Annotated in this window: 19 protein-coding genes and 1 pseudogene; 18 read left to right on the forward strand and 2 right to left on the reverse strand. The window is 45.2% G+C overall.

The window, feature by feature from the left end; translation table 11 throughout:
• The first annotated feature begins 4 nt into the window (after positions 1-4).
• From rimP to HF864_RS01985, 18 genes and pseudogenes are all read left to right on the forward strand, one after another.
• Positions 5-502: a ribosome maturation factor RimP gene (gene rimP / locus HF864_RS01895; RefSeq protein WP_169461547.1), complete on the forward strand. Its 498-nt coding sequence runs from the start codon at positions 5-7 to the stop codon at positions 500-502.
• A 15-nt stretch (positions 503-517) separates the two neighbouring features.
• The gene (gene nusA / locus HF864_RS01900) at positions 518-1,741 is read left to right on the forward strand and encodes a transcription termination factor NusA (RefSeq protein ID WP_169461433.1); all 1,224 of its coding nucleotides are present in this window, start codon (positions 518-520) and stop codon (positions 1,739-1,741) included.
• 49 nt (positions 1,742-1,790) lie between these two features.
• On the forward strand, positions 1,791-2,087 hold the full coding sequence (locus HF864_RS01905; protein WP_169461434.1) for a YlxR family RNase P modulator: 297 nt from the start codon (positions 1,791-1,793) through the stop codon (positions 2,085-2,087).
• Positions 2,087-2,413, forward strand: a complete 327-nt coding sequence (locus HF864_RS01910; RefSeq protein ID WP_169461435.1) for a YlxQ-related RNA-binding protein — start codon at positions 2,087-2,089, stop codon at positions 2,411-2,413. The genes HF864_RS01905 and HF864_RS01910 overlap by 1 nt, the downstream gene beginning before the upstream one ends.
• A 16-nt stretch (positions 2,414-2,429) precedes the next feature.
• Positions 2,430-4,655 carry a translation initiation factor IF-2 gene (gene infB / locus HF864_RS01915; RefSeq protein WP_169461436.1) on the forward strand — a complete coding sequence of 742 codons (2,226 nt, stop codon included), beginning with the start codon at positions 2,430-2,432 and terminating at the stop codon, positions 4,653-4,655.
• A 26-nt stretch (positions 4,656-4,681) separates the two neighbouring features.
• A complete protein-coding gene (gene rbfA / locus HF864_RS01920; RefSeq protein ID WP_169461437.1) occupies positions 4,682-5,041 on the forward strand; it encodes a 30S ribosome-binding factor RbfA in 360 nt (119 codons plus the stop codon).
• A gap of 66 nt (positions 5,042-5,107) precedes the next feature.
• The gene (truB, locus tag HF864_RS01925) at positions 5,108-6,001 is read left to right on the forward strand and encodes a tRNA pseudouridine(55) synthase TruB (protein WP_169461438.1); all 894 of its coding nucleotides are present in this window, start codon (positions 5,108-5,110) and stop codon (positions 5,999-6,001) included.
• Between the two features lie 9 nt (positions 6,002-6,010).
• The gene (ribF, locus tag HF864_RS01930) at positions 6,011-6,985 is read left to right on the forward strand and encodes a riboflavin biosynthesis protein RibF (protein WP_169461439.1); all 975 of its coding nucleotides are present in this window, start codon (positions 6,011-6,013) and stop codon (positions 6,983-6,985) included.
• 136 nt (positions 6,986-7,121) lie between these two features.
• Entirely contained in the window at positions 7,122-7,982 is an 861-nt protein-coding gene (locus tag HF864_RS01935) for an NAD(P)-dependent oxidoreductase (protein ID WP_169461440.1), read from the forward strand.
• Positions 7,983-8,397: 415 nt separating this feature from the next.
• Entirely contained in the window at positions 8,398-9,552 is a 1,155-nt protein-coding gene (locus tag HF864_RS01940) for a 5-methyltetrahydropteroyltriglutamate--homocysteine S-methyltransferase (RefSeq protein ID WP_169461441.1), read from the forward strand.
• A 426-nt stretch (positions 9,553-9,978) separates the two neighbouring features.
• The gene (locus HF864_RS01945) at positions 9,979-10,359 is read left to right on the forward strand and encodes a CRISPR-associated endonuclease Cas1 (RefSeq protein ID WP_169461442.1); all 381 of its coding nucleotides are present in this window, start codon (positions 9,979-9,981) and stop codon (positions 10,357-10,359) included.
• Positions 10,360-10,470: 111 nt separating this feature from the next.
• Positions 10,471-10,665 (forward strand): hypothetical protein, encoded by a 195-nt coding sequence (locus HF864_RS01950; protein ID WP_205882256.1) that lies wholly within the window; start codon positions 10,471-10,473, stop codon positions 10,663-10,665.
• A complete protein-coding gene (locus HF864_RS01955) occupies positions 10,655-11,017 on the forward strand; it encodes a GNAT family N-acetyltransferase (RefSeq protein ID WP_169461444.1) in 363 nt (120 codons plus the stop codon). The genes HF864_RS01950 and HF864_RS01955 overlap by 11 nt, the downstream gene beginning before the upstream one ends.
• Before the next feature lie 542 nt (positions 11,018-11,559).
• Positions 11,560-13,404, forward strand: a pseudogene (locus HF864_RS01960) (MucBP domain-containing protein).
• A gap of 79 nt (positions 13,405-13,483) precedes the next feature.
• Positions 13,484-14,149: an LPXTG cell wall anchor domain-containing protein gene (locus tag HF864_RS01970; protein WP_169461447.1), complete on the forward strand. Its 666-nt coding sequence runs from the start codon at positions 13,484-13,486 to the stop codon at positions 14,147-14,149.
• Between the two features lie 118 nt (positions 14,150-14,267).
• A complete protein-coding gene (gene oxc / locus HF864_RS01975; RefSeq protein WP_169461448.1) occupies positions 14,268-15,965 on the forward strand; it encodes an oxalyl-CoA decarboxylase in 1,698 nt (565 codons plus the stop codon).
• Between the two features lie 18 nt (positions 15,966-15,983).
• Positions 15,984-17,324 (forward strand): formyl-CoA transferase, encoded by a 1,341-nt coding sequence (gene frc, locus HF864_RS01980; protein ID WP_169461449.1) that lies wholly within the window; start codon positions 15,984-15,986, stop codon positions 17,322-17,324.
• A gap of 108 nt (positions 17,325-17,432) precedes the next feature.
• A complete protein-coding gene (locus HF864_RS01985) occupies positions 17,433-18,608 on the forward strand; it encodes an AEC family transporter (RefSeq protein WP_169461450.1) in 1,176 nt (391 codons plus the stop codon).
• Positions 18,609-18,852: 244 nt separating this feature from the next.
• On the opposite strand, the gene pglZ is transcribed toward HF864_RS01985, so the two are convergent.
• The gene (gene pglZ / locus HF864_RS01990) at positions 18,853-21,321 is read right to left on the reverse strand and encodes a BREX-1 system phosphatase PglZ type A (RefSeq protein WP_169461451.1); all 2,469 of its coding nucleotides are present in this window, start codon (positions 21,319-21,321) and stop codon (positions 18,853-18,855) included.
• A 131-nt stretch (positions 21,322-21,452) separates the two neighbouring features.
• Positions 21,453-25,082, reverse strand: coding sequence for a BREX-1 system adenine-specific DNA-methyltransferase PglX (gene pglX, locus HF864_RS01995; protein ID WP_169461452.1), 3,630 nt, complete (start codon positions 25,080-25,082; stop codon positions 21,453-21,455).
• Between the last annotated feature and the right edge of the window lie 2 nt (positions 25,083-25,084).

Raw genomic sequence — 25,084 nt, forward strand, 5'->3', positions numbered from 1 at the left:
TGCAATGAAATTGGAGGTGGCGGATTTGAGCAGTACGGTAGTTGACGCGGTTGAAAAGCTGGTTGAGCCGATCCTGGCTGAGCATAACTTTGAGCTGTATGATATCGAATTTGTCAAAGAGGGACAGAGCTGGTATCTAAGAGTCTATATCGATAAAGAAGGCGGTATTACGCTGGAAGACTGTGCCACGGTCAGTGATCAGCTGAGCGAGGCTTTGGACAACGTTGACCCTGACCCGATTCCCCAGGCATACTTTTTAGAGGTATCCTCACCGGGTGCGGAACGGCCCTTGAAAAAAGAAAGCGACTATCAGCGAGCATTGAACGACTATATTCACGTCTCGCTGTATCAAGCGGTGGACGGACGCAAGGTCTATGAGGGCACGATGACGGATCTGACGCCTGACAGCTTGACGCTGGATTATCTGGATAAGACGCGACACAAAACGATTACGTTGGATCGTAAAAAAATTGCCAAGGCACGTTTGGCAATCAAGTTTTAACAAAGGAGCAGCAAAATGAGCACTAAGAAGCAAAAGCAAGCACAAGAACTGCTTGATGCCATGGACGTCCTGGAAAAGGAAAAGGGCATCAAAAAAGAAGTCATCATCGAGGCATTGACGGATGCTTTGGGAAAGGCCTACAAGACCAACTACAACGCCAGCAACGTTGAAGTCAAGATCGATGAAAACACGGGTGAGTTCAAGGTCTTCTCTGACAAGACGGTTGTAGAAGAAGTCGAGAACCCTAAAGAACAAATCAGCCTGCATGATGCTTGGGAAAAGAGTCATGGCTACAGTCTGGGTGACACGTTCCAACAAGAGGTAACGCCACATGACTTTGGTCGTCTAGCAGCCCAAACGGCTAAGAACATCGTCTTGCAAAAGCTGCGCGAAGCCGAACGTGACCGTGTTATCAACAAGTACGACAAGATGCTGAATGAACTGGTTGAAGGTGAGGTTTCTCGCGAAGACAACCGCTTCATCTACATCGACTTGGGTGACGGCGTTGAAGCCGGCTTGAGCAAGCGTCAAACGATGCCAAACGAAGAATACCGCATTCACGATCGCGTTCAGGTCTACATCTACAAGGTAGCCGATGCCAAGCCAATGCAGCAGCCTGATGGTACGCAAAAGCGTCAGTACCGTGGTCCACTGGTGCTGGTTAGCCGTACGGATCCAGGTATGCTCAAGCGTCTGTTTGAAAAAGAAGTTCCCGAATTAAAGGAACAAAACGGCCCCATCGAATGGAAGGGCAGTGCACGTGAGGCTGGTGATCGTTCCAAGGTTGCCGTGGCTTCCAAGGACCCTAATATTGATCCGGTTGGTACATGCGTTGGTCCACGGGGGGCGCGGGTTCAAGCCATTGTTAACCAACTGGGTGGCGAAAACATCGATATCATCGAATACAGCTCCGATCCAGCCGTCTTCATCAAGAATGCTTTGAAGCCAGCTACGGTTGACCGTCTGGACTTTGATGACAACAACGGTGAAGAAGAAGACACCGGCAGCGTTGATCACGAAGGCAACAAGATCGTCAAGGTTCACCATGGCTGCACGGTCTACGTACCAGATGATCAGCTGTCCCTGGCAATCGGCAAGCGCGGTCAAAACGTTCGTCTGGCCGCTCAGCTGACCAAGTACAAGATTGACATCAAGCCATCCAGTGAAGCACCATCCGTTGATGATCAGACTGATGATTTTGACGATGATGCTCAAAACGATGCAACCGACGCCGAATAAGACTACAATAGAATCTGTATGGAACTAAATTGAGCAGCGGGGTGAAACAATGAAAAAGAGAAAAGTACCGATGCGCAAAGACATCGTTACCTGTGAAATGATGCCCAAGCGAGAACTGATTCGCGTGGTGCGCAACAAGGAAAACGAAGTCAGCGTGGATCCAACTGGTAAAAAAGCCGGTCGGGGCGCCTACATTGCCGCCGATGTAAAGATTGCCACGCGGGCCAAAAAGGAGCGCACTTTTGATAAGGCATTCGGCGTCAAGCTGGAAGATGAGTTCTACGACCAGCTGATCGACTATGCTGATCACCTGCAAGAACGCATTAAGCTGTTTGGTCACGTTTAATGACGACTTCCAAACAGCAGCTGCTGAACATGCTGGGACTGGCTCGGCGCGCCGGACAGATTACGGCTGGTGAGGGATTGGTCTTAAAGTCCATTCGTGCTCATCAGGCCAGAGTGGTCTTTTTGGCTTGCGATGCCGGTAAATCCACGGTTAAGCAGTTCATCAACAAGTGCCAATATTATCAGATACCACTTATCACCATGTTTACCAAGGCCGAATTAAGCCAGGCCATTGGACAAAAGCGCACGGTGATTGCCGTTGAGCAGGCCGGTTTTGCCAAGCGCATAATCGAACTAGTCAACGACGCTGAAGAAACAACAAACTAAAAAGGAGCGTGATTCGATGGCCAAAGAACGAATTTACGAACTAGCCAAAGAGCTGAAGATGCCAAGCAAGGACCTGGTAGACATGGCCAAAAAGGAGGGAATCACGGTAAAAAGTCATATGTCTTCCGTGACCTCAGAAGAAGCCAACCGTCTGCGCAGCATGGCTAAGGGCGGCAATGCCAACAAGCCAGCTGCCGTAAAGCAGAACAAGCCTAAGCAAGAAAAGACAGCACAGCCAAAGCGCCAAGAAAACAACAATCGTCCACAAAACCAAAATGGACAAAAGTCATCCAACAACAACCGTAACAACAACGGTAACAACAACCGGGGCGGCAATGATGACAGCGGCCGTGGCGTTCACGTTTTCAACAAAAACAAGAACAACAAGAAGAACCGTCGCAACAAAAACAACAAGCATAACAAGAACCAGCGGATGCGTGAGGTTAAAAAGCAACAACCTACGCAGCGTAAGGATCGTCCACTGCCAGAAGTACTTGAATACACTGAAGGCATGAACGCACAGGATCTGGCTAAGCTTTTGCACCGGCCAGCTGCCGAGATCATCAAGAAGCTCTTTATGCTGGGCGTCATGGTTAACCAAAACCAATCCCTGGACAAGGACACGATTGAACTGTTGGCTGCCGACTACGGTATCGAAGCCAAGGAAAAGGTTCAAGAAGATATTGCCGATCTGGACAAGTTCTTTGATCAAGAAAACCAAAACACGGAACACATGGTTTCTCGGCCACCAGTCGTTACGGTTATGGGTCACGTTGACCACGGTAAGACGACGCTGTTGGACAAGATCCGTCACTCCCACGTTACGGATTCCGAAGCCGGTGGGATCACCCAGGCAATCGGTGCCTACCAAGTTGACTACAACGGCAAGCTGATTACTTTCCTGGATACGCCAGGTCACGCGGCCTTTACTGAAATGCGGGCGCGTGGTGCCAACATCACCGATATTACGGTCTTGGTCGTTGCTGCCGATGACGGGGTTATGCCACAGACGGTTGAAGCCATCAACCACGCCAAGGCTGCCCACACGCCAATCATCGTTGCCGTTAACAAGGTCGACAAGCCAGGTGCCAATCCAAACCGCGTGATCGAAGAATTGGCTCAATACGAGCTGATTCCTGAAGACTGGGGTGGCGACACGATCTTCGTCAACATCTCAGCTAAGTTTGGCAAGAACATCGATGAACTGCTCGACATGATCCTGCTGCAGGCCGAAATGATGGAATTGAAGGCCAACCCTGATCAAAACGCGGCTGGTTCCGTAGTTGAAGCACGGCTTGATCAAGGTCGTGGTCCCGTAGCCACGTTGCTGGTTCAACAAGGTACGATGCATGTCGGTGACCCAATCGTCGTCGGCAATACGTTTGGCCGTGTCCGGACGATGACCAACGAAAACGGTCGTCGCATCAAGGAAGCTACGCCATCGACGCCTGTTGAGATTACTGGTTTAAACGATGTGCCAGAAGCCGGAGATCGGTTCGTTGTCTTTGATGATGAAAAGACGGCTCGGGCTGCCGGTGAAGAACGGGCAAAGCGCGCCTTGGTTGAAGAACGGCAAAAGACTAGCCACGTAACGCTGGACAACCTGTTTGCCACGATGAAGAAGGGTCAGATGAAGACGCTGCCAGTAATCATCAAGGCCGACGTGCAGGGTTCCGTTGAAGCCCTGGCTCAGTCACTTGAAAAGATCAAGGTTGACGGCGTTCGCGTTGATATCATTCACAAGGCCGTTGGTGCGATTTCTGAATCCGACGTTACCTTGGCCGAAGCTTCCAACGCGGTTATCATCGGCTTTAACGTGCGCCCTACGCCACTGGCCAAGTCGATGGCTGAATCCAACAACATTGATATTCGGCTGCACCGGGTTATCTACAACGCCATCGAAGAAGTTGAAGATGCCATGAAGGGGATGCTGGAACCAGTCTACAAGGAAGAAACGGTTGGTCAGGTTGAAGTTCGCCAGATCTACAAGGCTTCCAAGATTGGTACGATTGCCGGTGGGATGGTTATCGACGGCAAGATTACTCGTGACTCCAAGGTCCGCTTGATTCGTGACGGCGTGGTCGTTTACGAAGGTGAATTGGGCAGTCTGAAGCGCTTCAAGGATGACGTTAAAGAAGTCAAGCAAGGCTACGAGTGTGGTCTGACGATTCAAAACTACAACGACATCAAGGAAGGCGACGTAATCGAAGCTTACCAGATGAAGGAAGTTCCCGTTAAGTAGCTTTTAGTCGCCAAAGGAGAACAATTATGCCAAATAAACGCTACCGGGTGGATCGACTGGCTGAACAGATTCAGCGTGAAGTCGATGACATCCTCTTAAAGCGCGTACGTGATCCACGTGTTCAAGATATCACGATCACGGGCGTTGACGTTACGGGCGACCTGCAGCAGGCAACGATCTATTACAGCCTGCTGTCTAACAAGGCCAGCGATGGCGAAAAGGCTCAACAAGGTCTGGACAAGGCTAAGGGGCTGATTCGCAGCGAGCTGGGCAGTCGTCTGAACATTTTCAAGACTCCAGAGCTCACGTTTAAGCGTGATCCATCGGTTGCTTATGGCAGTCGGATCGACCAATTGATCAACCAGCTGCACAAGCAGGAGCGATAATCAATTAAAAGGGAGCCCAGCTTGTGGCCCCCTTTTATTATTTTAGAAATGAAAGCGGTGAGAATTTTGGACGGAATTATTCCATTGTACAAAGAACGCGGGATGACCAGCTTTGACTGTGTCAGTCGCTTGCGGCGGATTCTGCATACCAAAAAAATCGGCCATTCAGGAACCTTAGATCCAAACGTGGACGGCGTTTTGCCGATCTGTGTGGGGCAAGCTACCAAAGTCGTTGAATTCTTAATGGCATCGGGTAAACAATACGTCGGAGAGCTTTTAGTTGGCGAGGCTACGACCACGCAGGACCTGGATGGCGAAGTCGTGGCCCAAAAGCCAGTTACGGCGCCAATTGCTGAAGATACGATCAGGAAAGCCATGCAGGAGCTGACGGGCGATATCGTGCAGATTCCGCCAATGTATTCGGCAATCAAGGTTAATGGCAAGAAACTCTATGAATACGCACGGGCTGGCGAAACCGTAGAGCGACCAAAACGGCACGTACACATTGAACGTTTTGAAATGACGGCTTCCAGCTACGATGAAAAAAATCAGCAACAGCGCATCCGCTTTGTCGTGGACTGCAGTAAAGGAACCTATGTAAGAACGCTGGCGTATGATCTGGCTAAAGAATTGGGTTACCCCGGTGTAATGAGCAGCCTGACGCGGACCAAGAGTGGTGGCTTTGAGTTGGACCAGACCTTGAGTTTGACCGACATTCAAGATGCCATGGAAGCTCAGATCATGAACCGCTATGTCTATCCAATGGACTACGCGCTCAAAAGCTATCCCCACGCAGAATTGTCCGATGCACAATGGAAAAAGGTTCAAAACGGCGGTTGGCTAAGTGATCTGGATACTAAAGATCAAGAAGTTGCGCTGACTTATCAAGGTGAGGTCAAAGCCCTGTACCAACTGAAAGATCATGTTTACAAGCCGCTCAAGATGCTGTCGACAAAGTAGGTGGGGTCAATGCAAGTTATCAAAATCCATCATCCCTATGATCCGGAACTGATTCCAGAAGGGCCAGTCGTTTTGGCAATGGGCTTTTTTGATGGCATTCATCGTGGTCACCAAGCTGTGATCAAAACAGCGCGCAAAATTGCCGATGAAAAAGGGGTTCCCTTGGCTGTTTTGACTTATGATCACCGTCCCGAAATCGTCTATCAGCAATATCCAGCTGGCGGCGTTCATTATCTAACGCCACTGCCGCGCAAATTGGATTTGCTAAAGCAGCTGGGAGTCGATCGCGTTTATCTGGTCAATCTTACTTCTGCCTTGTCCGCTTTGGATCCGCAGAAGTTTGTTGATCAGTATCTGGTGGGCTTTCATACAAAGGTTGCCGTAGCTGGCTATGACCACACCTATGGAGCAGATGCCAGTGTGGCCAATATGGCGCATCTAAAGGATTTTGCCAAGGGCCGCTTTGAAGTCGTTACCGTTGATAAAATGACTTTGCAGGATAATCATAAGGTTGGCTCAACGCGGATTCGTCAGCTGCTCGATACTGGTGACGTGCAATCGGTCAACGAGCTCTTGGGATACTATTACCAGACTTCAGGCGTGGTCGTCCATGGCTTTGCACGGGGCCGGACATTGGGCTTTCCCACGGCTAACGTGGCCTGGCCTGAGTTGGAATGGCTGCCGGCAATCGGTGTCTACGTTGTACAAATGAAAATTGGTGAGCGTTGGTATGATGGCATGGCCAGCGTGGGACGCAACGTTACGTTTGGCGATCACAATGAAAAAACGCTGGAAATTTATCTGTTCGACTTCAATCAAATGATTTATGGCGAAAACGTGCAAGTACGCTGGATCAAGCGACTGCGTGGCGAGGTCAAGTTCGCGAGCGTGGATGACTTGATTGCCCAGATGCGGCTTGATCAGCATCATTCAAAGCTGACGCTGCAAAATCTCAAGGCCCTGCCTGGTCAGATACTGCAATAAATCAAAAACGGTGCCGGGGTTCTGCCGGCACCGTTTTTTTGGTTAAAGCCATGAATCTTTTTAGCGGCTAAAAGATCTGCCAATTTCAACCTTTCAACATGTTAAAATAAACGCAAATCAATCGTGAGGTGATAAGATGAAAATTGGCTTTATTGGAACTGGCGTGATGGGAACCGGAATGATCGCCAACCTGCTCAAGTCCGACAATGAAGTGCAGGTCTATAATCGAACCAAGGCGCATGCGCAAAAAGTTTTAGAGCTGGGGGCAAAATGGTGTGGTACGCCGGCTTTGGCAATGCAGAACTGTGAGGTCGTGATGTCAATTGTTGGCTACCCCAAAGACGTTGAGCAGATCTATTTTGGCAAAGATGGTCTGCTGAGCGCGGCAGTTCCTGGGCAGTACCTGATTGACATGACTACCAGTCGGCCAGCCTTAGATCAAAAAATTTCTGCCGCGGCTCCGGCTGGTGTGCATATTTTGGATGCTCCAGTTTCGGGCGGAGATCTGGGCGCTAAAAACGGCACACTGACGATTATGGTGGGCGGTCAAAAGGCCGATTGCGAATATCTGACGCCGCTGTTTAAACAGATCGGCAAAGACGTCAACTGGTTTGGTCCGGCCGGTAGTGGCCAGCATGCCAAGATGGCCAACCAGATTATGATTGCCGGTACGATGACGGGGATGTGTGAGATGCTGGTCTATGCCAAAGCAGCTGGACTTGATTTGCCAACAGTAATCAAAACGGTTGGTGGTGGGGCCGCCGCTAACTGGAGTTTGGACAATTATGCACCACGCATCTTGAAAAATGATTTTACGCCGGGCTTTTTTGCCAAGCACTTCTTAAAAGATCTGCGAATTGCCCTTGATGAGGCCGCGCGCATGAAACTGCAGCTGCCAGCGACTAAGGAAGCCGCGCGTCTGTATGAAATTCTGGTTGATGAAAAGCAGCTGGGCAATGATGGCACGCAGGCTTTGATCAAATTATGGTGGAATTAGTCCGCAAAAAAATCTCAATTTATGGTTGACAATCAATCATCGCCGTTATAGTATGATTACAACAAAATTAGAAATTGCTTAGAAGAGATGAGTAGTCGCGGGCAGCCCTTAAAGAGAACCGGGTTAGGTGAGAGCCGGGATCGTGAAACGCGATGAAGATGGTCTTGGAGCAAGTCAGCGGGCGAGCCAATGGTAAGCCGGCTGCGGGGTGACGTCCGTTATCATCGTCCGGGTCTTCTAATTTTAGAGTACTCAGTAAGGGCTAGATTGTGAGGTCTAGCTGAATCAGGGTGGTAACACGTTGAATAAGCAGTCAACGTCCCTGGGAGAAAGTGCAGGATGTGCTTTTCCCAGGGGCTTTTTTGTTCCTGAGAAGTCCTGTCAAAAAACGAATTTCGAAAGGAAGTTATCACATATGACGCAAGCACAAACTTTAACTTTTACCAACCGCACGACTTCACCATTCCGCTATGACATCGTGGGCAGTTTTTTACGCCCAGCCGAATTAAAGGCAGCTCGGGAAAAGTTCGCCAACCACGAAATTGACCATGACGAACTGAAAGCCGTTGAAGACAAGTGTATCAAGGAATTGGTCGAAAAAGAGGCACAAGCAGGCCTGCACGCGGTTACCGATGGCGAGTTCCGGCGCTCATACTGGCATCTGGACACGTTCTGGGGGTTTGAAGGCATCGCGCATACCAAGCCAGCACACGGCTACCGTTTCCATGATGAAGAAACGCGGGCCGATTCCGCGCAGGTTAATGGTAAGGTTCGCTTTAACGGTACGCACCCTGATCTGGAAGCCTTCAAGTACCTTAAGAGCTTAACGGATGGTACGGATCTGATTCCACGCCAAAGCATTCCGGCGCCAGCACAGCTTTATTCCGAACTCTTCCGAGATGATGAGCATGTAGCAGCCATTAAAAAATACTATGATGCCGAAGATGATCTGATCAAAGACGTGGCGGCTGCCTATCATGACCTGATTTTGGCGCTGTATGATGCCGGCTGTCGCGACGTTAAGCTGGATGACTGTACCTGGGGCCTGCTGGTTGATGAAGACTACTGGGCAACCCGTTCTAAGGAAGGCGCGGATCGCGAAAAGCTGGAGGCAACGTATCTAAAACTCAACAACGCGGCTTTGGCGGATCTGCCGGCTGATCTGACGGTAACAACGCATGTTTGCCGCGGAAACTACCATTCAACCTGGGCAGCTAAGGGCGGTTATGGTCCGGTTGCCGATTACCTACTGGCTAAAGAAGACGTGGCGGCCTTTTACCTGGAATACGATTCTGAACGAGCGGGCGGTTTTGAACCATTAGCCAAGGTCCCAGCCGACAAATACGTGGTGCTGGGGCTGCTGACCTCGAAATCTGGTGAACTGGAAGAGCGGCAAACGATTTTGGATCGTATTCAGGAAGCGGCTCAATACCATGATCTGGACAAGCTGTGTCTGAGTCCACAATGCGGCTTCTCCTCAACTGAAGAAGGCAATATCCTGACTGAAGAGCAGCAATGGGCTAAGCTGGCCTTAGTCAAGAGCATTGCCGAAGAAGTCTGGGGCGCCTAAAGCAAGCCGTGACTGCTAGTGGAGATCAGTTGGCAGCAAGATAATTAGCAGAATCCTAAATTTCCATCTAAGTACTCTTACAACTCTCCTTAAATTTAAAAATAACGCACCTCAAAAATTAAAACACGACTGATTCGTCCCCACTACTAAAGTTATGCGACACATTATTAAAATCAAAGTTCCGACACTTCAATTACGAAAACTCCTGAATTAATTACTGTATCCAAAAACTCGCTTGGCAGATTTTTGCCAGGCGAGTTTTTTGCGCAGAAGTTAGGCGCGTTCAAAAGACAGAGTAACCATTAATTGTCATAGTAATGAAATTAAAGTATGGAGTCTAAAAATAATTGAATTCGGTTTCAAAAAGTGCACTAAACTTAAATATAAGTGGTAGGGGGAGAACGAGAAATAGGCGGGAATGGTTTAATGAAAAGCATTGTTTATGTAGAAAACAAATATTTTGTGGCAGTGACACATAATGGATTCAAATTAACCAACCTTGAAACAAAAGAGAAGCACTATCTGTCGTTCGAGGATGTTGAGATCTTGATTTTTGATAACTTGCAATGTTATTTGTCGGCTAAAGTGATTGAAAAATGTGCGGATAATAAGATTGGGCTACTTTTTTGTGATCGCGGTCATCTGCCGTTATCTGTGTTGGAGTCAGTATATGGTCAGCAGAATCGTTTCGAACGGTTAAAATGTCAGCTTTCGGCATCAAGTAAAGTTAAGGGAAGATTATGGAGAAAAATCGTAATTTCCAAAATTATTAATCAAGCAGTCTGCCTTGAAAAAAATTGGTGCTGAAAGAGAATCGACTAAAGTTCTAAAATCCATGACTAAGACGGTTACAGATCATGATGCGCATAATAATGAAGCATGTGCAGCTCGATTATATTTTAATTTGCTATCAAAGGGATGAACTTTGATCGTTATACTGAGCAGTGCTGGATGCAAAAACTGTATGGTAAATACTTTTGGAATCAAGAACTGAGTACTTCCAGTATGTTGCTGGCAACCTATGATGGAAATCGGTTCGTGGGCGCCTTACTAGCTGATATCAAGAGCGAGCCTAAATTAAAGACCAGCTTGGGCAGCCGACTTGTACGTTAAGCTGTTTGAGCTGGTGATGCAGCTGATTGTGGGAAAAGACGCAAATGAATATGATCAGGCCAATCAAGCAATGCTGACTGAATATAAAAAGCAAGGTGGGTCAATTGATGGTGAAATCAAGTTTTTGGCCGCTGATCCAATTTTAAAGGACCAAGGTATCGGCTCGCAGCTGCTGGCAGAATTTGAGCATCGCGCCAAGAAGAAGACCATCTATTTGTATACCGACAGCAACTGTACCTATCAGTTTTATGATTACCGTGGCTTTAAGCGAGTTGGTCAGCGTCAGCTCGATTTTGACAAGGATTTCTTTGAATGCTATCTGTATGCCAAGGTTTGTGGCCAAGCAAACTAATAGATCAGATCAGCCAGCGTGAATTTATAAATTATCTGTCAATTTTATATCAAAAAAATAACAGTCAAACTCGGTTCGGTGAGTTTGGCTGTTTTTCTTTGGGTAGGTGAATTACCCATAAAAAATCATCAAAATATTGAAATTTTTGTTTTTGAATTTTATGGATAATCGGGACTAAATTAGCCGGTTCTAGTCGTATAATATGAGATTGTTTTCATATTAAGGTATTCTTGTTGATTTTAACAAAATTTAGAATATTAAATCGTTAAAATAAACAAAATAAAAATACGAACAATAAATCCAATAATTTCGGCACCTTTATTTATAAAAATAATAATATTCATTTATTTTTAATTTTATGGCTTTCGAAAATCGAGAAATTTTGACTGCGCAAACGATTTCTAGTTGCCGTTTAAAAATCTCCTGTCTATAATCGCTACTTGAAATTTGGAAGTCTATTTAATGCCTTTTTTGTTAATTAAAGATACAAGGTAGGGATTGAAATGGGGAGAAATAATTTAAATGATCGGCAAAGACAGCTGATGAATTTTTTGCCTAAGTATGCTTTGCGCAAAACCAAACTTGGTTGTGTTTCGGTTTTAATCGCGGTGGGCTTTTTCCTTGGTGGGACCAATGAGATGACCGTCAAGGCAGATACGCTGACTAGTCAAGATCAAAATAACAAGGCGACAGCAACCATCCCAAATGCTCAGGCGACTGTTTCGACGAATTCCTTAACTTTAAGATCTTCAATGAACACGTTGTTAAATTCAGCTTCAAATACGACTGCCGACTCTGGCCTAACAGCTTCGACGAGCGCTGCAACGGGAACTCAAACAGCAGCGTCAAGTGCAGTTAAGGCACCAACCGTAGTCAGTCAAGCAGCTGATTTGGCAGCAACCAAAAACGCAGCTTTAACATCAAAAAGCGAAAATACCACAGCTGCAGATTCGGTTTCACCTGAACAAGTCAAACATTCGGTATCCGTTGCCACCAGTGCCGTGCCTGTTCAGACGTCAACATCAACTTCAGCCAACATTGTGCCCGCCAAAAATTTGGAATCTGCACAAACTGCTGCAGCAAGGACCTCAACAGGCAAGCTTTTACCAGCCCAAGGTATGAAAACAAGTGCCACACCAGCTGGCAGTGATGCTGGATTGCGCGATAAGCAAGCGGCTGCTGCCATGCCAGCTGAAAAGCCGGCCCAAACAACAAATTCAGCAGTCAAAACCGCTGCTTCGGTTCAGAACGTAAACAGCGCGGCAAGTAAAGTTATTCCAACGGTTCTGGCAGCCAGTGATAGTGCAGATTCATCACTGCCGGCTGAAGATGTGACCGTTGATGCCAAAAACTTCAGCCAATATTTTGATGCGCATGGCACGGTGACATATCAATTGAATCCAGATGGCTCGGTTACGATCACCTTTACCAAAAAAGGTCAGGAATACTCAGCCGGGGGCGTTTCTTTAAAAGAAAAGATCAACATGGACAGTAGCTTTACGCTCAATGGTCAGATTAATCTCGGTGACTTTGGTGGCGCTGACGGGATGGGGATTGTTTTTCATACCGGCTCAGTTGCTGCCTTAGGGCGTCCTGGCGGCAATCTGGGAATTGCTGGGCTGCCCAATGCGGTTGGTTTTAAGCTGGATTCTTATTTTGACTACTACAATGAGCCGACTTCCGATCTGCCTGGTGATGAGATTCCACTGCCAACCAATGGGCATGGTGATGAAAAACATGGACAGTCGCAAGACCCAACTACTGCAGTACCATATGGCGATATCGTTACCACCAGTCATGAACAGGTTACAACGACTACTGGAAAAGAGGCTTGACGCTGGTGGGTTAATAATCAAGATGGCACGGTCAAGCCATTGACGACGAGTCTAATGGATGACAAGTTCCATAATTTTCAGATGCAGTATGACGGCCAGACGCATGTTTTGACGATCAGACTACAAGAACCGGCTGGCCATCTTAATGACAGTGCCCAAACGCCTGAAAGTGAGCAATGGGTCGAGTGGTCCTATCAGATTCCAAATATTCCTGGTAACGGAAACGTTGCGATGGCTTTGGATCTGACAGCTACGACCGGTGAGCTGACCAATTTGCAGCAGTTTAAACTGACCAGCTTCACGTTCTCGCCTGTCGCTTCAGTCAACGTTAAATACGTTAATGAAAAGGGTCAGGTGATTCACCAAGCTGACGTTCATTACAATGGAGCACCAGTAATCGGTAATACATACTCAACGGATCAGCTGAATCTGCCTGGCTACACCTACATTGGTCTGGGTAAGGGCAGTATCGCACCAAGCGGGACGCTGAGTAAGGAAGGCCTTAGGTACGGTCATCTACGTTTACGGCCACACCGAAAAGATCACCGTTAACTATCAAGACATCAGCCAAACCGATCCACAAGTTGTTGGTGAGGCCGCGGCCAAGCGGGGTGAAAATCCAGTCGTCAAGGTGGTCTATCAGCCATGCACCGAACAGATCAAGGTCGTCTATGAGGATATCAGCACTACTGATCCGCAAAGCCTCAGTCAGTATGACAGGGTACTGACGGGAAAGTATGGATCAAGCTCTGATTACAGCACGGCTGACACGATCAAGGCTTTAGAGCGGCAGGGCTATCAGCTCGTTGATGATCCAACCAATGGCCAGATCCTGAGCTTTGATAATACCAGTGAAAAGACCTATGTGATCAAGCTAAAGCGCAAGTCGGCTGCCGATCATCACTCCAGCGGTTCCAATAATAAGCCATCGCAAAAACCAACTGACCAACAAGGGAAAGGTACGGCATCGGCTGCTGGCAATTTTCAAACGACTGGCAATCAAGCGGGCCATTCACAGATTGAGCAAACGTCCAGCAGTCATGTCGGTCAGGCGGTTCAAGCTCATCGCATCGTAATTTCCAATAATGAAACTACATCTGCTACCCAACTAACTAACAACTCTAATAACAGTACTGCTTCAACCCCTAACGAAGCGGCACCAATCAAGCATCTTCCTCAAACGGGGAATCGGCGCGATGACTCGTTGGGTATTTTGGGACTGTTGCTGGCGACGATTGGCGGCTGGCTGGGCTTTGACGCAAATCGCAAACGTTCTGGCATACATCAAGGCAGGTAATGGCAATGGCATCATTAATGATAAAAGGTCCAACTTAAACAATCGACGTCTTTGCATCTTTTCAGTGCAGTCTGCATAATCTCGTTTTTAAAAATCTAATGAATGAAGGCGAAAGCTTATGGCAAATGAATCAATGAAAACTGGTGCCGACCTTTTGATCGACGCTCTGCAAAAAAATGGCTTAAACAACATTTATGGGGTCGTAGGGATTCCAGTTACCGATTTTGCGCGCTTGGCTCAGCTACGTGGTATGAAGTTCTTCGGCTTTCGGCGTGAAGACGCTGCCGTTGACGCAGCTGCTGCAGCCGGCTATCTGACGCAAAAACCCGGGGTGGCACTGACCGTTTCAGCGCCAGGCTTTTTGAACGGCTTGACTGCACTGGCTCAGGCAACCAAGAACTGCTTTCCATTGATCATGATTTCAGGATCCTCGGAACGCCACATTATTGACCTGGATCAGGGTGACTATGAAGGTCTCGATCAATACAACGTCGCCAAGCCTTTCTGCAAGGCGGCCTACCGGGTTGATCGGGCGCAGGATATGGGATTGGCAGTTGCCAGAGCCGTAAGAACGGCATTATCTGGTCGTCCTGGTGGGGTCTACCTTGATCTGCCAGCCAACACGATTGGCCAACAAATTGAGGTCACCGATGACTCTGATGCCGGCATTTATGAAGTTGTCGATCCAGCACCAAAACAGGCACCAAGCGATGAAGCAATCAATCGGGCTGTTGAGGTAATTAAGGGTGCTAAAAAGCCGCTGATCATTCTTGGTAAAGGGGCGGCATACGCGCAAAGCGAAAAACTGGTGCAAAAGCTGGTTGCTGACACCGACATTCCATTCTTGCCAATGTCAATGGCAAAGGGTTTGATCTCTGATGAGGACAAGCACTCTGCAGCTGCGGCGCGCTCACTTTCATTAAGCGGCGCGGATGTCGTAATTCTGATCGGCGCGCGGCTCAACTGGATGCTTTCACATGGTGCGGCACCTACGTTTAATCCGAACGCTAAATTCGTACAGCTGGAAATCGAGGCAACTGAATTTGATTCCAACCAAAAGATTGACGCACCGCTGCAAGGCGATCTGAACTCAATCCTGGCTAAACTGGTACCGGCACTTGAAAAGGCTGGCTACCAAACGCCACAGGCATGGCTGGATGAAATCAGTGCCAAGACGGCTGAAAATGCCGCCAAGTTTGCTAAGCGCGTTGAAGCTGGTGAAACCAACGCCAAGTTTGGCTACTATGGCACGCTGGAACCGATCAAGGAGTACTTCTTGAAGAACCCAGATACTTACCTGGTTTCTGAAGGGGCCAACACGTTGGACATTGGTCGGAATATGATTGACATGAAGCTGCCACGTCATCGTCTGGACACTGGGACGTGGGGCGTCATGGGTGTCGGTCTGGGCTATGCAATTGCAACGGCTATTGAGACCGGCAAGCCAGTCGTTGCCTTGGAAGGCGACAGTGCCTTTGGTTTTGATGGGATGGAAATGGAAACGATCTGTCGCTACCACCTGCCAATTACTGTCGTTATTGTCAACAACGGTGGGATCTACAACGGAACCGACCGTGAAGTTGCCGATCAGCCAGGTCCAACGATGCTGGATGCCACGGCGCGGTATGAATACATGGCCAAGGCATTTGGCGGTGACAGCTACTTTGTAAGCAGCTATCAAGAGATGAAGGCTGCCTTTGAACAGGCGGTTGCATCCAAACGACCAAACATCATCAATGTTCAGATCGACCCATCCATGGGTAAGGAATCTGGCCACATTGGCAACCTGAATCCAAAGCTGGATCTGAAGAAGTAGTGAAAGGAGCAGATAATCATGGTTGAAGAAAAGACAAATGAATATGCACCATTAAAGGGAATCAAGGTCGTTGACTGGACGCAGGTACAATCTGGTCCTTCATGTACGCAGCTGTTGGCTTGGCTGGGTGCCGAGGTAATCAAGGTTGAGCGTCCCGACACTGGTGACCCAACGCGTAATCAACTGTTGGACATTCAAGATTCCTGGAGCCTTTACTACCTGCAGCTTAACGCCAACAAGAAGTCATTGACCTTAAACATCAAGACGCCAGAAGGCAAAAAGATCATGACGGACCTGTTGAAAAAGGCCGACGTCTTTGTTGAAAACGTTCGGCCAGGGGCTGCTGACCGGGCCGGCTTTGGCTGGGAGGACGTGCACAAGTTAAACCCACGTTTGATTATGGCTTCACTCAAAGGCTTTAACCAAGGCTCACGTTTTGCCAACGTCAAGGCTTACGAACCAGTAGCTCAATCAGCTGGTGGCGCGGCCTCAGCAACTGGTTGGAATAAGGGCGAAAACAACGTACCAACGCAATCTGCTGCGGCATTAGGCGACTCCAACTCAGGGATGCACCTGACGATTGGTATCCTGGCCGCTTTGATGCAGCGGGAACGGACTGGCGAAGGGACGCTGGTTTACCAGTCAATGCAAAACGCGGTTATGAACCTGTGCCGGATCAAGCTGCGTGACCAGATCATGTTAGACAACCTGGGTGCACTGCCACACTACGCTGTCTACCCTGACTACAAGTGGGGCAAGGCCGTACCACGGGCCGAAAACACTGAGGGTGGTCAAGTTATTGGCTGGACTTACAAGGCTAAGGGTTGGGAAACTGATCCAAATGCCTACGTTTACATCGTTATTCAAGACTCCAACAAGAGCTGGGCAGCCATTGCCAACACGATGGGTCACCCAGAATGGATTGACGACGAACGCTTCAGTGACTGGGAACACCGTCAGCTGCACAAGGAAGAGATTTATCCACTGATCGAATCCTACACCAAGCAGTACGACAAGTATGAATTGACGCAAAAGCTTGGTGAGGCAGGCATTCCAGTTGGCCCAGTCATTGATTGGCACGAATTGGAAAATGACCCTGACTTAAACGAAGATGGCACGATCGTTACGATTGACCAAGGCGGCAACCGTGGCAACTTCAAGACGATTGGGATGCCATTTACGTTAAGCAACTACAAGCCGGACTACAAGCGGGCACCAGACCTGGGTGAAAACAACGTCGAAGTACTCTCTGCTTTAGGCTATGATGCCGATGAAATCAACGACTTGGTTGAAAAAGGCGTCATCTCAAAGGCTCGCGGCCCTAAGAACCCACGTCGGGAAGTAATCAAGGGCAAATAAGCTAAAGGCGTTTGCCATGGCTTGGGTGGGATGACCGGCATTGACCGCATCCCACCTTTTTATTGCCTGGCATGCCAACATGCCAAAAAGAGAATTGGAGGGGTAGACATGGAAAAAATATTAATTGATGATATTGTCCCAATTTTAGTCATCATGATTTTGGGCTATCTGTGTGGTAAGTTTTCATTCTTTGACGATGACCAACGACAAGGGCTAAACAAGCTGGTGCTAAACATTGCTTTACCGGCGGCATTATTCATCTCAATTGTTTCGGCAACGCGTGAAATGTTTGCTAAAGATATCGTCTTAACCTTGATCGCCTTTTTCGGGGTTACGGGCCTGTTCTTGCTCAGCTACTTTTTGGACAGAATCATGTTTCACCGGACCAAGCAGGAAGCCGCCATTTGTGCAATGATCGCTGGTTCACCAACGATCGGGTTCCTGGGTTTTGCGGTTTTGGATCCGATTTATGGCAATGACGCCAATACTAACCTGGTTATCGGGATCGTTTCAATTGTAGTTAACGCAGTGACGATTCCAATTGGGCTGGCACTGATCAATAAAGGTCAAGCCGAAGCTCGGGCCAAGGCTTCTAAGACTGATGGCGAAAAGGTTAAGATCAAGCTGCCGCAAAAGTCTGATGAGGTGGCACCGGTAAAAGAAAAAGAAGTTACCGTCGCTGACGGGATTCCGGTTACCGATGCTGAAGCCAAGGCATTGCGCGAAAAAGGCATTATTCGTGAAATCGATCTGGTTAGAGCTGAGGCTAACAATCATTTGGGCAATGGCGAAAAGAAAACCAGCAACTCAACGATGTCTGCAATTATCAACGCCATCAAAAAGCCGGTTGCTGCAGCTCCATTGCTGGCTTTCGTCCTGGTTTTGCTGGGCATCAAGATTCCAGCTTCGTTTGCCCCAAGCTTTGATCTGATTGCCAAAGCCAACTCCGGGGTTGCCGTATTGGCAGCTGGTCTGTCACTTTCAACGGTTAAGTTCTCAATCGACAAGGAATCGCTTTGGAACACGTTCTATCGTTTGCTTTTGACGCCAGCCATTATTGTTTTGGTTGCCTACCTTTGCGGGATGGGCTCCGATCCAACTAAGATCTCAATGCTTTGCTTAGCAAATGCCTTACCACCTGCATTCTCTGGGATCATTATTTCCAGTCGCTATAACATCTATGTCAGAGAAGGTGCCAGTTCAGTGGCGATTTCTACAGTGGCATTTGCAGCGACCTGCATTTTCTGGATCTGGCTGTTGCCGATCCTGGCTGCACACTTCTAAGCAGCAATAGATGAATCTTTACTCACAGTCATACTTTCCTGGACATAATTAACATTGCTCACTTTCTAAACGGATATTAACTTAAAACTTCGAACAAATATATATAGTAGAAACCTTTCAAAAATAGCGATCGCACCATTCTGTACCTCAGTCAGGCCAAGGAATGGTGCGATTTTTTGCATTATAAAAGGCTCCCACAAGCATGCGGAAGCCTGGTGATTAAGGCTTAAGTCCCTAAAACTCTTTATTTTGGTTGGAGTAGGTCCATAGAATACGTATAAGTCGTTTTACTCATATCATCTATATTTTCGATAATTAGATAATAGTCTCGATTATAATCATACGTTTGTTTCTGCACGGTAATAGTGACTGAAATAACACGATCAATTGCACTACCTTTGCGATCGGCATCAATAACTACCTGATTGGAGATTAAATTATCTTTATCATCTGTAAAGTAGACACGATATCTCGCTGGTCGTACCAAATTACTGATTGCTTTAACTTGATTAAAAGTGAGGTGCATCTGGTAATTATTGATTTTATAGTTTGCCATAGCAAGTTTTATTTCAGCGGGAACAGCTTGTGATTTATTTGATCGTGCTTTGATATCAAGGATCGGAATCAGCATCTCTTGTAATGAGGAACCACCATGAGCGTAATTGCTGTTAGATGACCCACGTGAGACAAAGACACTTTTACTACTTGGATAGTAAATATGTGTTGGATCATCGTTAGCTAAGGAAACTCCCATTGTTGTTTCTTTAATTCCCTTGATATTAGTTAATTGATCCTTAGTTATTAAATAGCGGGTATGTGCGTTACCATCATATTTCTGATCAGATAGGTTAATCTTGTCAGTATCTTCAAGAGGACGCTCTTGATAAAGAAAACCGTGATCTGTTGTTACAATGATATGTGAGACATTATTTGTACGCAAAACTTGAATAGCACTTGTAATTTCCTTAATTGCCTTTTCAACACCATCGATTAGTTCATTGGTGGTTTTTGTTTCATGTCCTTTTACATCAATTTGGTTGTGGTAAAGATAAATAATGTCTTGTCCTGCAATTACCTGACGAATTTCTTTAGATGTCATATCTAAAATGTCTTTTAGTTGTAGGGCGCGACTATTTATATCATAACTTTGTAGGATGTTTTCACGGTCTTTTATTGTAGCAACACTTTGGCCATCAACTTTAATTTTGCCTTTTTCATAACTCATACCTTTATGACTATGTGGCAACGCTAAATTCATACCAAAACTAGTAATTGAAGGTAAACTTGTTAAGGCGTAATTCATATTTAGACTTAAGCGGTCATTTTGATCAAGTTCATCTTGTAGTTGTTTTCCGACTTCGTAACGTAAGGAATCAGAAAATATAACGACAATACGTTCATTAGAGTTTTGAACATGATTAAAGTAAAAGTGTTCTTGCCGAAATTTAGGATCAACTTTTTGTAAGTCAAAAGAATTATTCCATTGTTTGATTGAACTATCAAGTTGCGTACTGTAGTAGTAATCTACTTGTGTTTTGATTTCACTATAAGGATCCGTATTTTGAATTCGGTTATAATCTAACAAGCATAAGCGATAGATTTGATCAATCTGATAGTCTTGTCGAATATAATCTTGTAATTCTTCTTGCCAATCATCTTTAGTATCTAATTGCATGTTAAATAGTAAAGCAGCCTGTTCTAAAAAGAGATACTCAGGCTCTTGGATAGCGTTATAGTTATGACGGGTATGATCGGTCATTAATCGGATTGTTGTCATTACCATATCATAATCCGTTACACGGTTTTGAGAGAATTTATCTCGTAACCGTGCCAAAACAAGTTCGTTAACATCATCAAATAATGGTAATTTAGACAAATCATCTAAGGAGCTTTTGGCAAAAGCATCCTTTAGGTCTAACTTGTTCCAAACAAACTCAGTGTAGTACTTAAAGTCATCGGCATAACGATTAGAATCGGCATAGCGATCAATAAAGATTTGAACGTTAATGCGATTAGACAAATAATATTGATGTGGTAAGTGATCATCTGGACAATAGGTAACTACGATGCTGCACAGTAATTCTAATAAAGATGGATTAGCTTGAGTGTAACCAAAGTTATCAGCAATTAATTGCCAGAAGGCAGCTTGAACGTTGTACTTGTTAAATTCATCTAAATATTGATTATCTTCTAAACCGGCTGACAAAACCTTCATTAGCAGTTCATTGATTTCTAGTTTTTCTGTTTTAGTAATTGCTGCTAAAATACCATATTCTGGTTTTGAGATAAAATCACGGTCCCAATAACGTTTAAAGTCTTTTCGCCGTGCTTTGGCCGCAAAGTAAGAACGGTATTTTTTAACAAAGGAAAGTTGTTCATCCGTAAGGCCTAATTCTTCAACGATTAATTGGGTTGCATCTGCACTAAAGATCTTTGAATAGCGTTCCATATCGGCTAAAAGATCCAAAGTAATTTTTGGACGATCATAAATGGCATGAACTAGGTAATGATTATTTTTATCATTACGTAATGCTAGTTTAGTTTCTAATTGATGGTTTTTGTGAGCAGTATACACTTTACCGTTTAGCTGCGGTTCAATTTCCCTAATGGTTTCTGAAAACTGATCCTTAGGGTCGAACCAGAAGACGTAAGGATATTGAGTAAAGTATTGATTTAGTTTATCAATGATATTCTGCTTAGTAAGTTCTGGCATGATCGTTTCCTCTATTTTAATTACTAAACTATTATTATAGCGCTCTTAGATGCTAATTAGCTAGAACCTGAACCAATTAAAAAGCCTTTAACGATATATGGGTTTCGAATCCCTCGTTAAAGGCTTATCCTTTATAATTTACTCAGTAATTTATAGCCATTTTGTAATTTAGCATGGTTAATTAAGACGCCATCGTCAAGGTCAAGATCAACCGGGTTTGCTGATAATGAACCTAAAATTTGATCGTACTTAACGATTTCGTCAATTTGCTTTTTTACATTAGCAATAATTCGACGATCTAGAGTTTTATTTTTAGAGACTGTTTCAGCGTCCAGTAACCTTTGCGTGACTGATAAACGGTTATTCATCGCTGCTTGCAGAGTGTGCATGTTTTGCCGTACCATTGCTAATTCACCGGTATCATAACGATGTAAGTACATCAGTGCTTTGAATCCCTTACTATGACCGGAATTGAATTCCCAGTAGATCGGGCGCTTACTGTACTTTTTATCATGATCTTTGAAGAAGTCACTAATAAAGTAGTTACGGATAATTGTTTCACTATCAGTCCCTTTAGCATATTTATTAGCGTCAAGCGCCTCAGCGATGAAATTCAAATTATCGTTAACCGTGTCGGCACCGAAAGTCTTGGTTAAGAATTCCCGCAAACGAACGATTACATCACGTTCATCATCAAAGTATTGTGTGTCTGTTAGCATTAGCAGATTATTCTTATTTGGCTTAAAACTAACATATTTATCTGCATCCCAGTTGCCACCAGCATAAACTAAGCCGTCGGTATCTAGAGAATAGCGACCAAAGACACAACCAATGAAGTAGGACAAAAAGTCTTTAATATCGCGTTCCCGCTCGGCCAAGCGAACTGAAACGTCTTTATCTTCTTCTTCAGGGGTAAGTTCATCTTGTAAGCCATAGAGGTTGATGAAGATGCGGTTAAGTTCTTCTTCGTTACTCTTGAGCTGGTTGAAACGATCTTGTGCTTCGTTTTGCCAAGTGATGAAAGCTTCAGATAGCAGCCAGTTGTGGTTATGCTCTGCCACATGAAAAAGAAGCGGTGAGCGCTGGAAGTCCCAGGAAGTTTCGAAAGCGTCCCAATCGGATTTTGAGAGAGAGATGTTTTGCTGGGATATAGATGAAATATTATCTTCATTCTTGATGATAACTGGTACTGAAGAAACTTGACCTGTTTCATAGTTTATAGTAGGAGATAGAATTCCTAAGAAATATACACTAACTGTAGAATTCAACAGAGCCAGAATATAATTATAATTGTATTCGTCATCTAAAAACAAACTTAGTCCGGCAACATCAAACATAGTTCCTGGTAACTTGGATCTAAACGATGGACTACCAGAAGAAACTTTACTCCAAGAAATACTTTGTTTAAACATATACTTCAAGCTTCTTGGAACAAGATGACCATATTCTCTTATATCTTGACCATCATTATACCAATTGATTACATAATCATTGTTACCATACCATTTACGGTATACTCCACCTTTATTATAAGGGAACCACTTCTTTTTTGAATTAATAGCGGTTGTTCTAGATAGTTCTGTATAAGATATATTATTATTAGAGACTTCAAACCACATTCGTAAGAATAGGTTATTGTTTCCCGTAGTAAAACCATTGACAGCGTTACCATAGTCTAATAACTTTTTATTTAAAAAGTTATTGATACCTTTCTTACTTGCCCAATAAGAGACCAGGCTGCCAGGGATTTTATTGAAGTTTGCTTGGTTGGCATGGTAAAGATCTTTCGTATCTTCACCATTAACAATGCTCAAATAAGCTTTTTCTTTAGTATCCTGTGAATTGTAATCAACTAGCCGTTCATAGGTGCCTTGATAGCCATTGGTTTTACCCTTTTGCAAAATAAAGCTTACGGTCTGAACAACTTCCCCGCCAATTTCTTCAAAAGCACGTGTTCCAAGATGGGCTAAATTAACGATAGTTACGTCTTGCAGCTTTTTACGCAATTTTTCAAAGTTAGATAAGAACATCCATGAATGTTGCGTAATCATCCCCACGTAGCCCGTTTTCTTGGTTAAATTAAGCATTACTTCGATAAAGACGCCAAACATATCTGCTTTGCTATCAGGATAGTGCTTTTGTACATATTTCTTCAAAGCAGGATCCATCTTGCCGCCGCCCATATAAGGCGGGTTGGTTACTCCAATATCGTAAGTTGAGTTTAGTACTTGAGCAATTTCTAATAAATAAGCCAATTCTTGTTGATTATCACGCTCATCATCCATAAACGATAATTGTTCATATTGTGATTCATTTTCTGATGGGTCACGGTCTGACTTAATAAGTTCTGATAAGGAGGCAAGATCTAGGGCATTAGTTTGAATGATTGAACCTAGATCATTACCGTTTTTAAACAAAGCCAACAAACTAGCTAGGTCCTGCTTAACCTTTTTTTGGTCAAGTTGACTTTGCTCAATAGCAATATCGAAATCAGCAGCTTTTAGGTCCGTTACAGGAATGTCGTAAATATGCGGCTTTAAATCTCTTCTGAACAGTCGCCGATCGTATTCCCTGGCTTTCATTAGTAGGGCAAAATAAGACAATTGATAAGCACGAGTATCGATATCCAGGCCAAACAAATTGTTGTTTAGGATGGAAACGGCGGCTTGTCGTTTAGAATACCCTTCTGATTCATAGATTTGGCCTAAAATATCGAAAGCGTAGACCAAAATGTGCCCGGAACCCATGGCTGGATCGATAAAAGTAATATCTTGGACATCTTTGTTAGCCAGCTCTTCTTTGGAGATTTGTGAATTTTTTTCGTAACTTGGCATGTAATATTGCCAATTGAAGTCTTGAGCGATCTCCTTTTCAGTCCGCTGATCACCGCGGGCTTTTAAGATGTCAATCCAGTACCGTCCCAAAGAATTCTCCACCATGTACTTAACGATCCAGTCCGGAGTGAATAATTGTGTAACGGCTGGAATATCACTAGTAGAATAGTTGCGTTTCTTAAATGCTGCATCTTTAGGTTCGGTGTTGTAGTACTGGTACAACCACCCGATAATCTGCACTTGCCCTTCATCTTGCACGTCGAAGTAGCTTTCGGGAATTTCGGTTACCAGTTCTTGAATTACACCATGATTGTAATTAGGTGTAAAAAGTAGTTTTAAGTAATCCTTGGTTTTCTCGAAGAGTCCCGGTAAGATTTCCGCTAGAGCATCACATTGCTTAATAAAAAGTATTTCGTAGGCTTGGTCAAGCTTACGCGGGTCAAGAGATAGCTGTGCATCCCCAATTAGCTGATCTTCTTCCGGCGTAAAGTTGCCTAAGTCATCGCGCAAGTTCAAGGCTTCATCAATGATATCTGGTTCACTATTGCCACTTTCACTGGACAACACTCGTACTCGAGTAGGCAGATAGTTGTTTACTTCCATGAAGCGAATTGCAATAATTCGGTTGAACCAAGTGTAGGCAACTTCTTCGATAAAATCTTCGAGGACAGTTTGTTGGTCTTCATAATAGCCTCGGGTTTTTAATTCATTAACGATATTAGAACGCCAAGTAATTTGCTGACCAGTTAACCCGTTATTACTAACAATTTGTTCTTTAGTGTAGTATTTCAGCTCTGGTGTAGAAGCGGGCATTTCTTGACTAATCTCGCTAGTTGTAATCCCTAATTGTGCTAAGCGTTGGCTAACCGAACCGATTAGTTCCCGCCGTGCATTGATGGCGAAGTTTTTAATTTTACTTTTATCCATAA

Origin of the sequence: Lactobacillus sp. MRS-253-APC-2B (genome assembly GCF_012843675.1) — a bacterium.
Taxonomy (GTDB): Bacteria; Bacillota; Bacilli; order Lactobacillales; family Lactobacillaceae; genus Limosilactobacillus; species Limosilactobacillus pulli.

Excerpts from the sequence above, each read along its gene's own strand:
- rimP (WP_169461547.1), top strand. The coding sequence starts at position 5 with ATGAAATTGGAGGTGGCGGATTTGAGCAGTACGGTAGTTGACGCGGTT.
- nusA (WP_169461433.1), top strand. The coding sequence starts at position 518 with ATGAGCACTAAGAAGCAAAAGCAAGCACAAGAACTGCTTGATGCCATG.
- HF864_RS01905 (WP_169461434.1), top strand. The coding sequence starts at position 1,791 with ATGAAAAAGAGAAAAGTACCGATGCGCAAAGACATCGTTACCTGTGAA.
- HF864_RS01910 (WP_169461435.1), top strand. The coding sequence starts at position 2,087 with ATGACGACTTCCAAACAGCAGCTGCTGAACATGCTGGGACTGGCTCGG.
- infB (WP_169461436.1), top strand. The coding sequence starts at position 2,430 with ATGGCCAAAGAACGAATTTACGAACTAGCCAAAGAGCTGAAGATGCCA.
- rbfA (WP_169461437.1), top strand. The coding sequence starts at position 4,682 with ATGCCAAATAAACGCTACCGGGTGGATCGACTGGCTGAACAGATTCAG.
- ribF (WP_169461439.1), top strand. The coding sequence starts at position 6,011 with ATGCAAGTTATCAAAATCCATCATCCCTATGATCCGGAACTGATTCCA.
- HF864_RS01935 (WP_169461440.1), top strand. The coding sequence starts at position 7,122 with ATGAAAATTGGCTTTATTGGAACTGGCGTGATGGGAACCGGAATGATC.
- HF864_RS01940 (WP_169461441.1), top strand. The coding sequence starts at position 8,398 with ATGACGCAAGCACAAACTTTAACTTTTACCAACCGCACGACTTCACCA.
- HF864_RS01945 (WP_169461442.1), top strand. The coding sequence starts at position 9,979 with ATGAAAAGCATTGTTTATGTAGAAAACAAATATTTTGTGGCAGTGACA.
- HF864_RS01950 (WP_205882256.1), top strand. The coding sequence starts at position 10,471 with ATGAACTTTGATCGTTATACTGAGCAGTGCTGGATGCAAAAACTGTAT.
- oxc (WP_169461448.1), top strand. The coding sequence starts at position 14,268 with ATGGCAAATGAATCAATGAAAACTGGTGCCGACCTTTTGATCGACGCT.
- frc (WP_169461449.1), top strand. The coding sequence starts at position 15,984 with ATGGTTGAAGAAAAGACAAATGAATATGCACCATTAAAGGGAATCAAG.
- HF864_RS01985 (WP_169461450.1), top strand. The coding sequence starts at position 17,433 with ATGGAAAAAATATTAATTGATGATATTGTCCCAATTTTAGTCATCATG.
- pglZ (WP_169461451.1), bottom strand. The coding sequence starts at position 21,321 with ATGCCAGAACTTACTAAGCAGAATATCATTGATAAACTAAATCAATAC.
- pglX (WP_169461452.1), bottom strand. The coding sequence starts at position 25,082 with ATGGATAAAAGTAAAATTAAAAACTTCGCCATCAATGCACGGCGGGAA.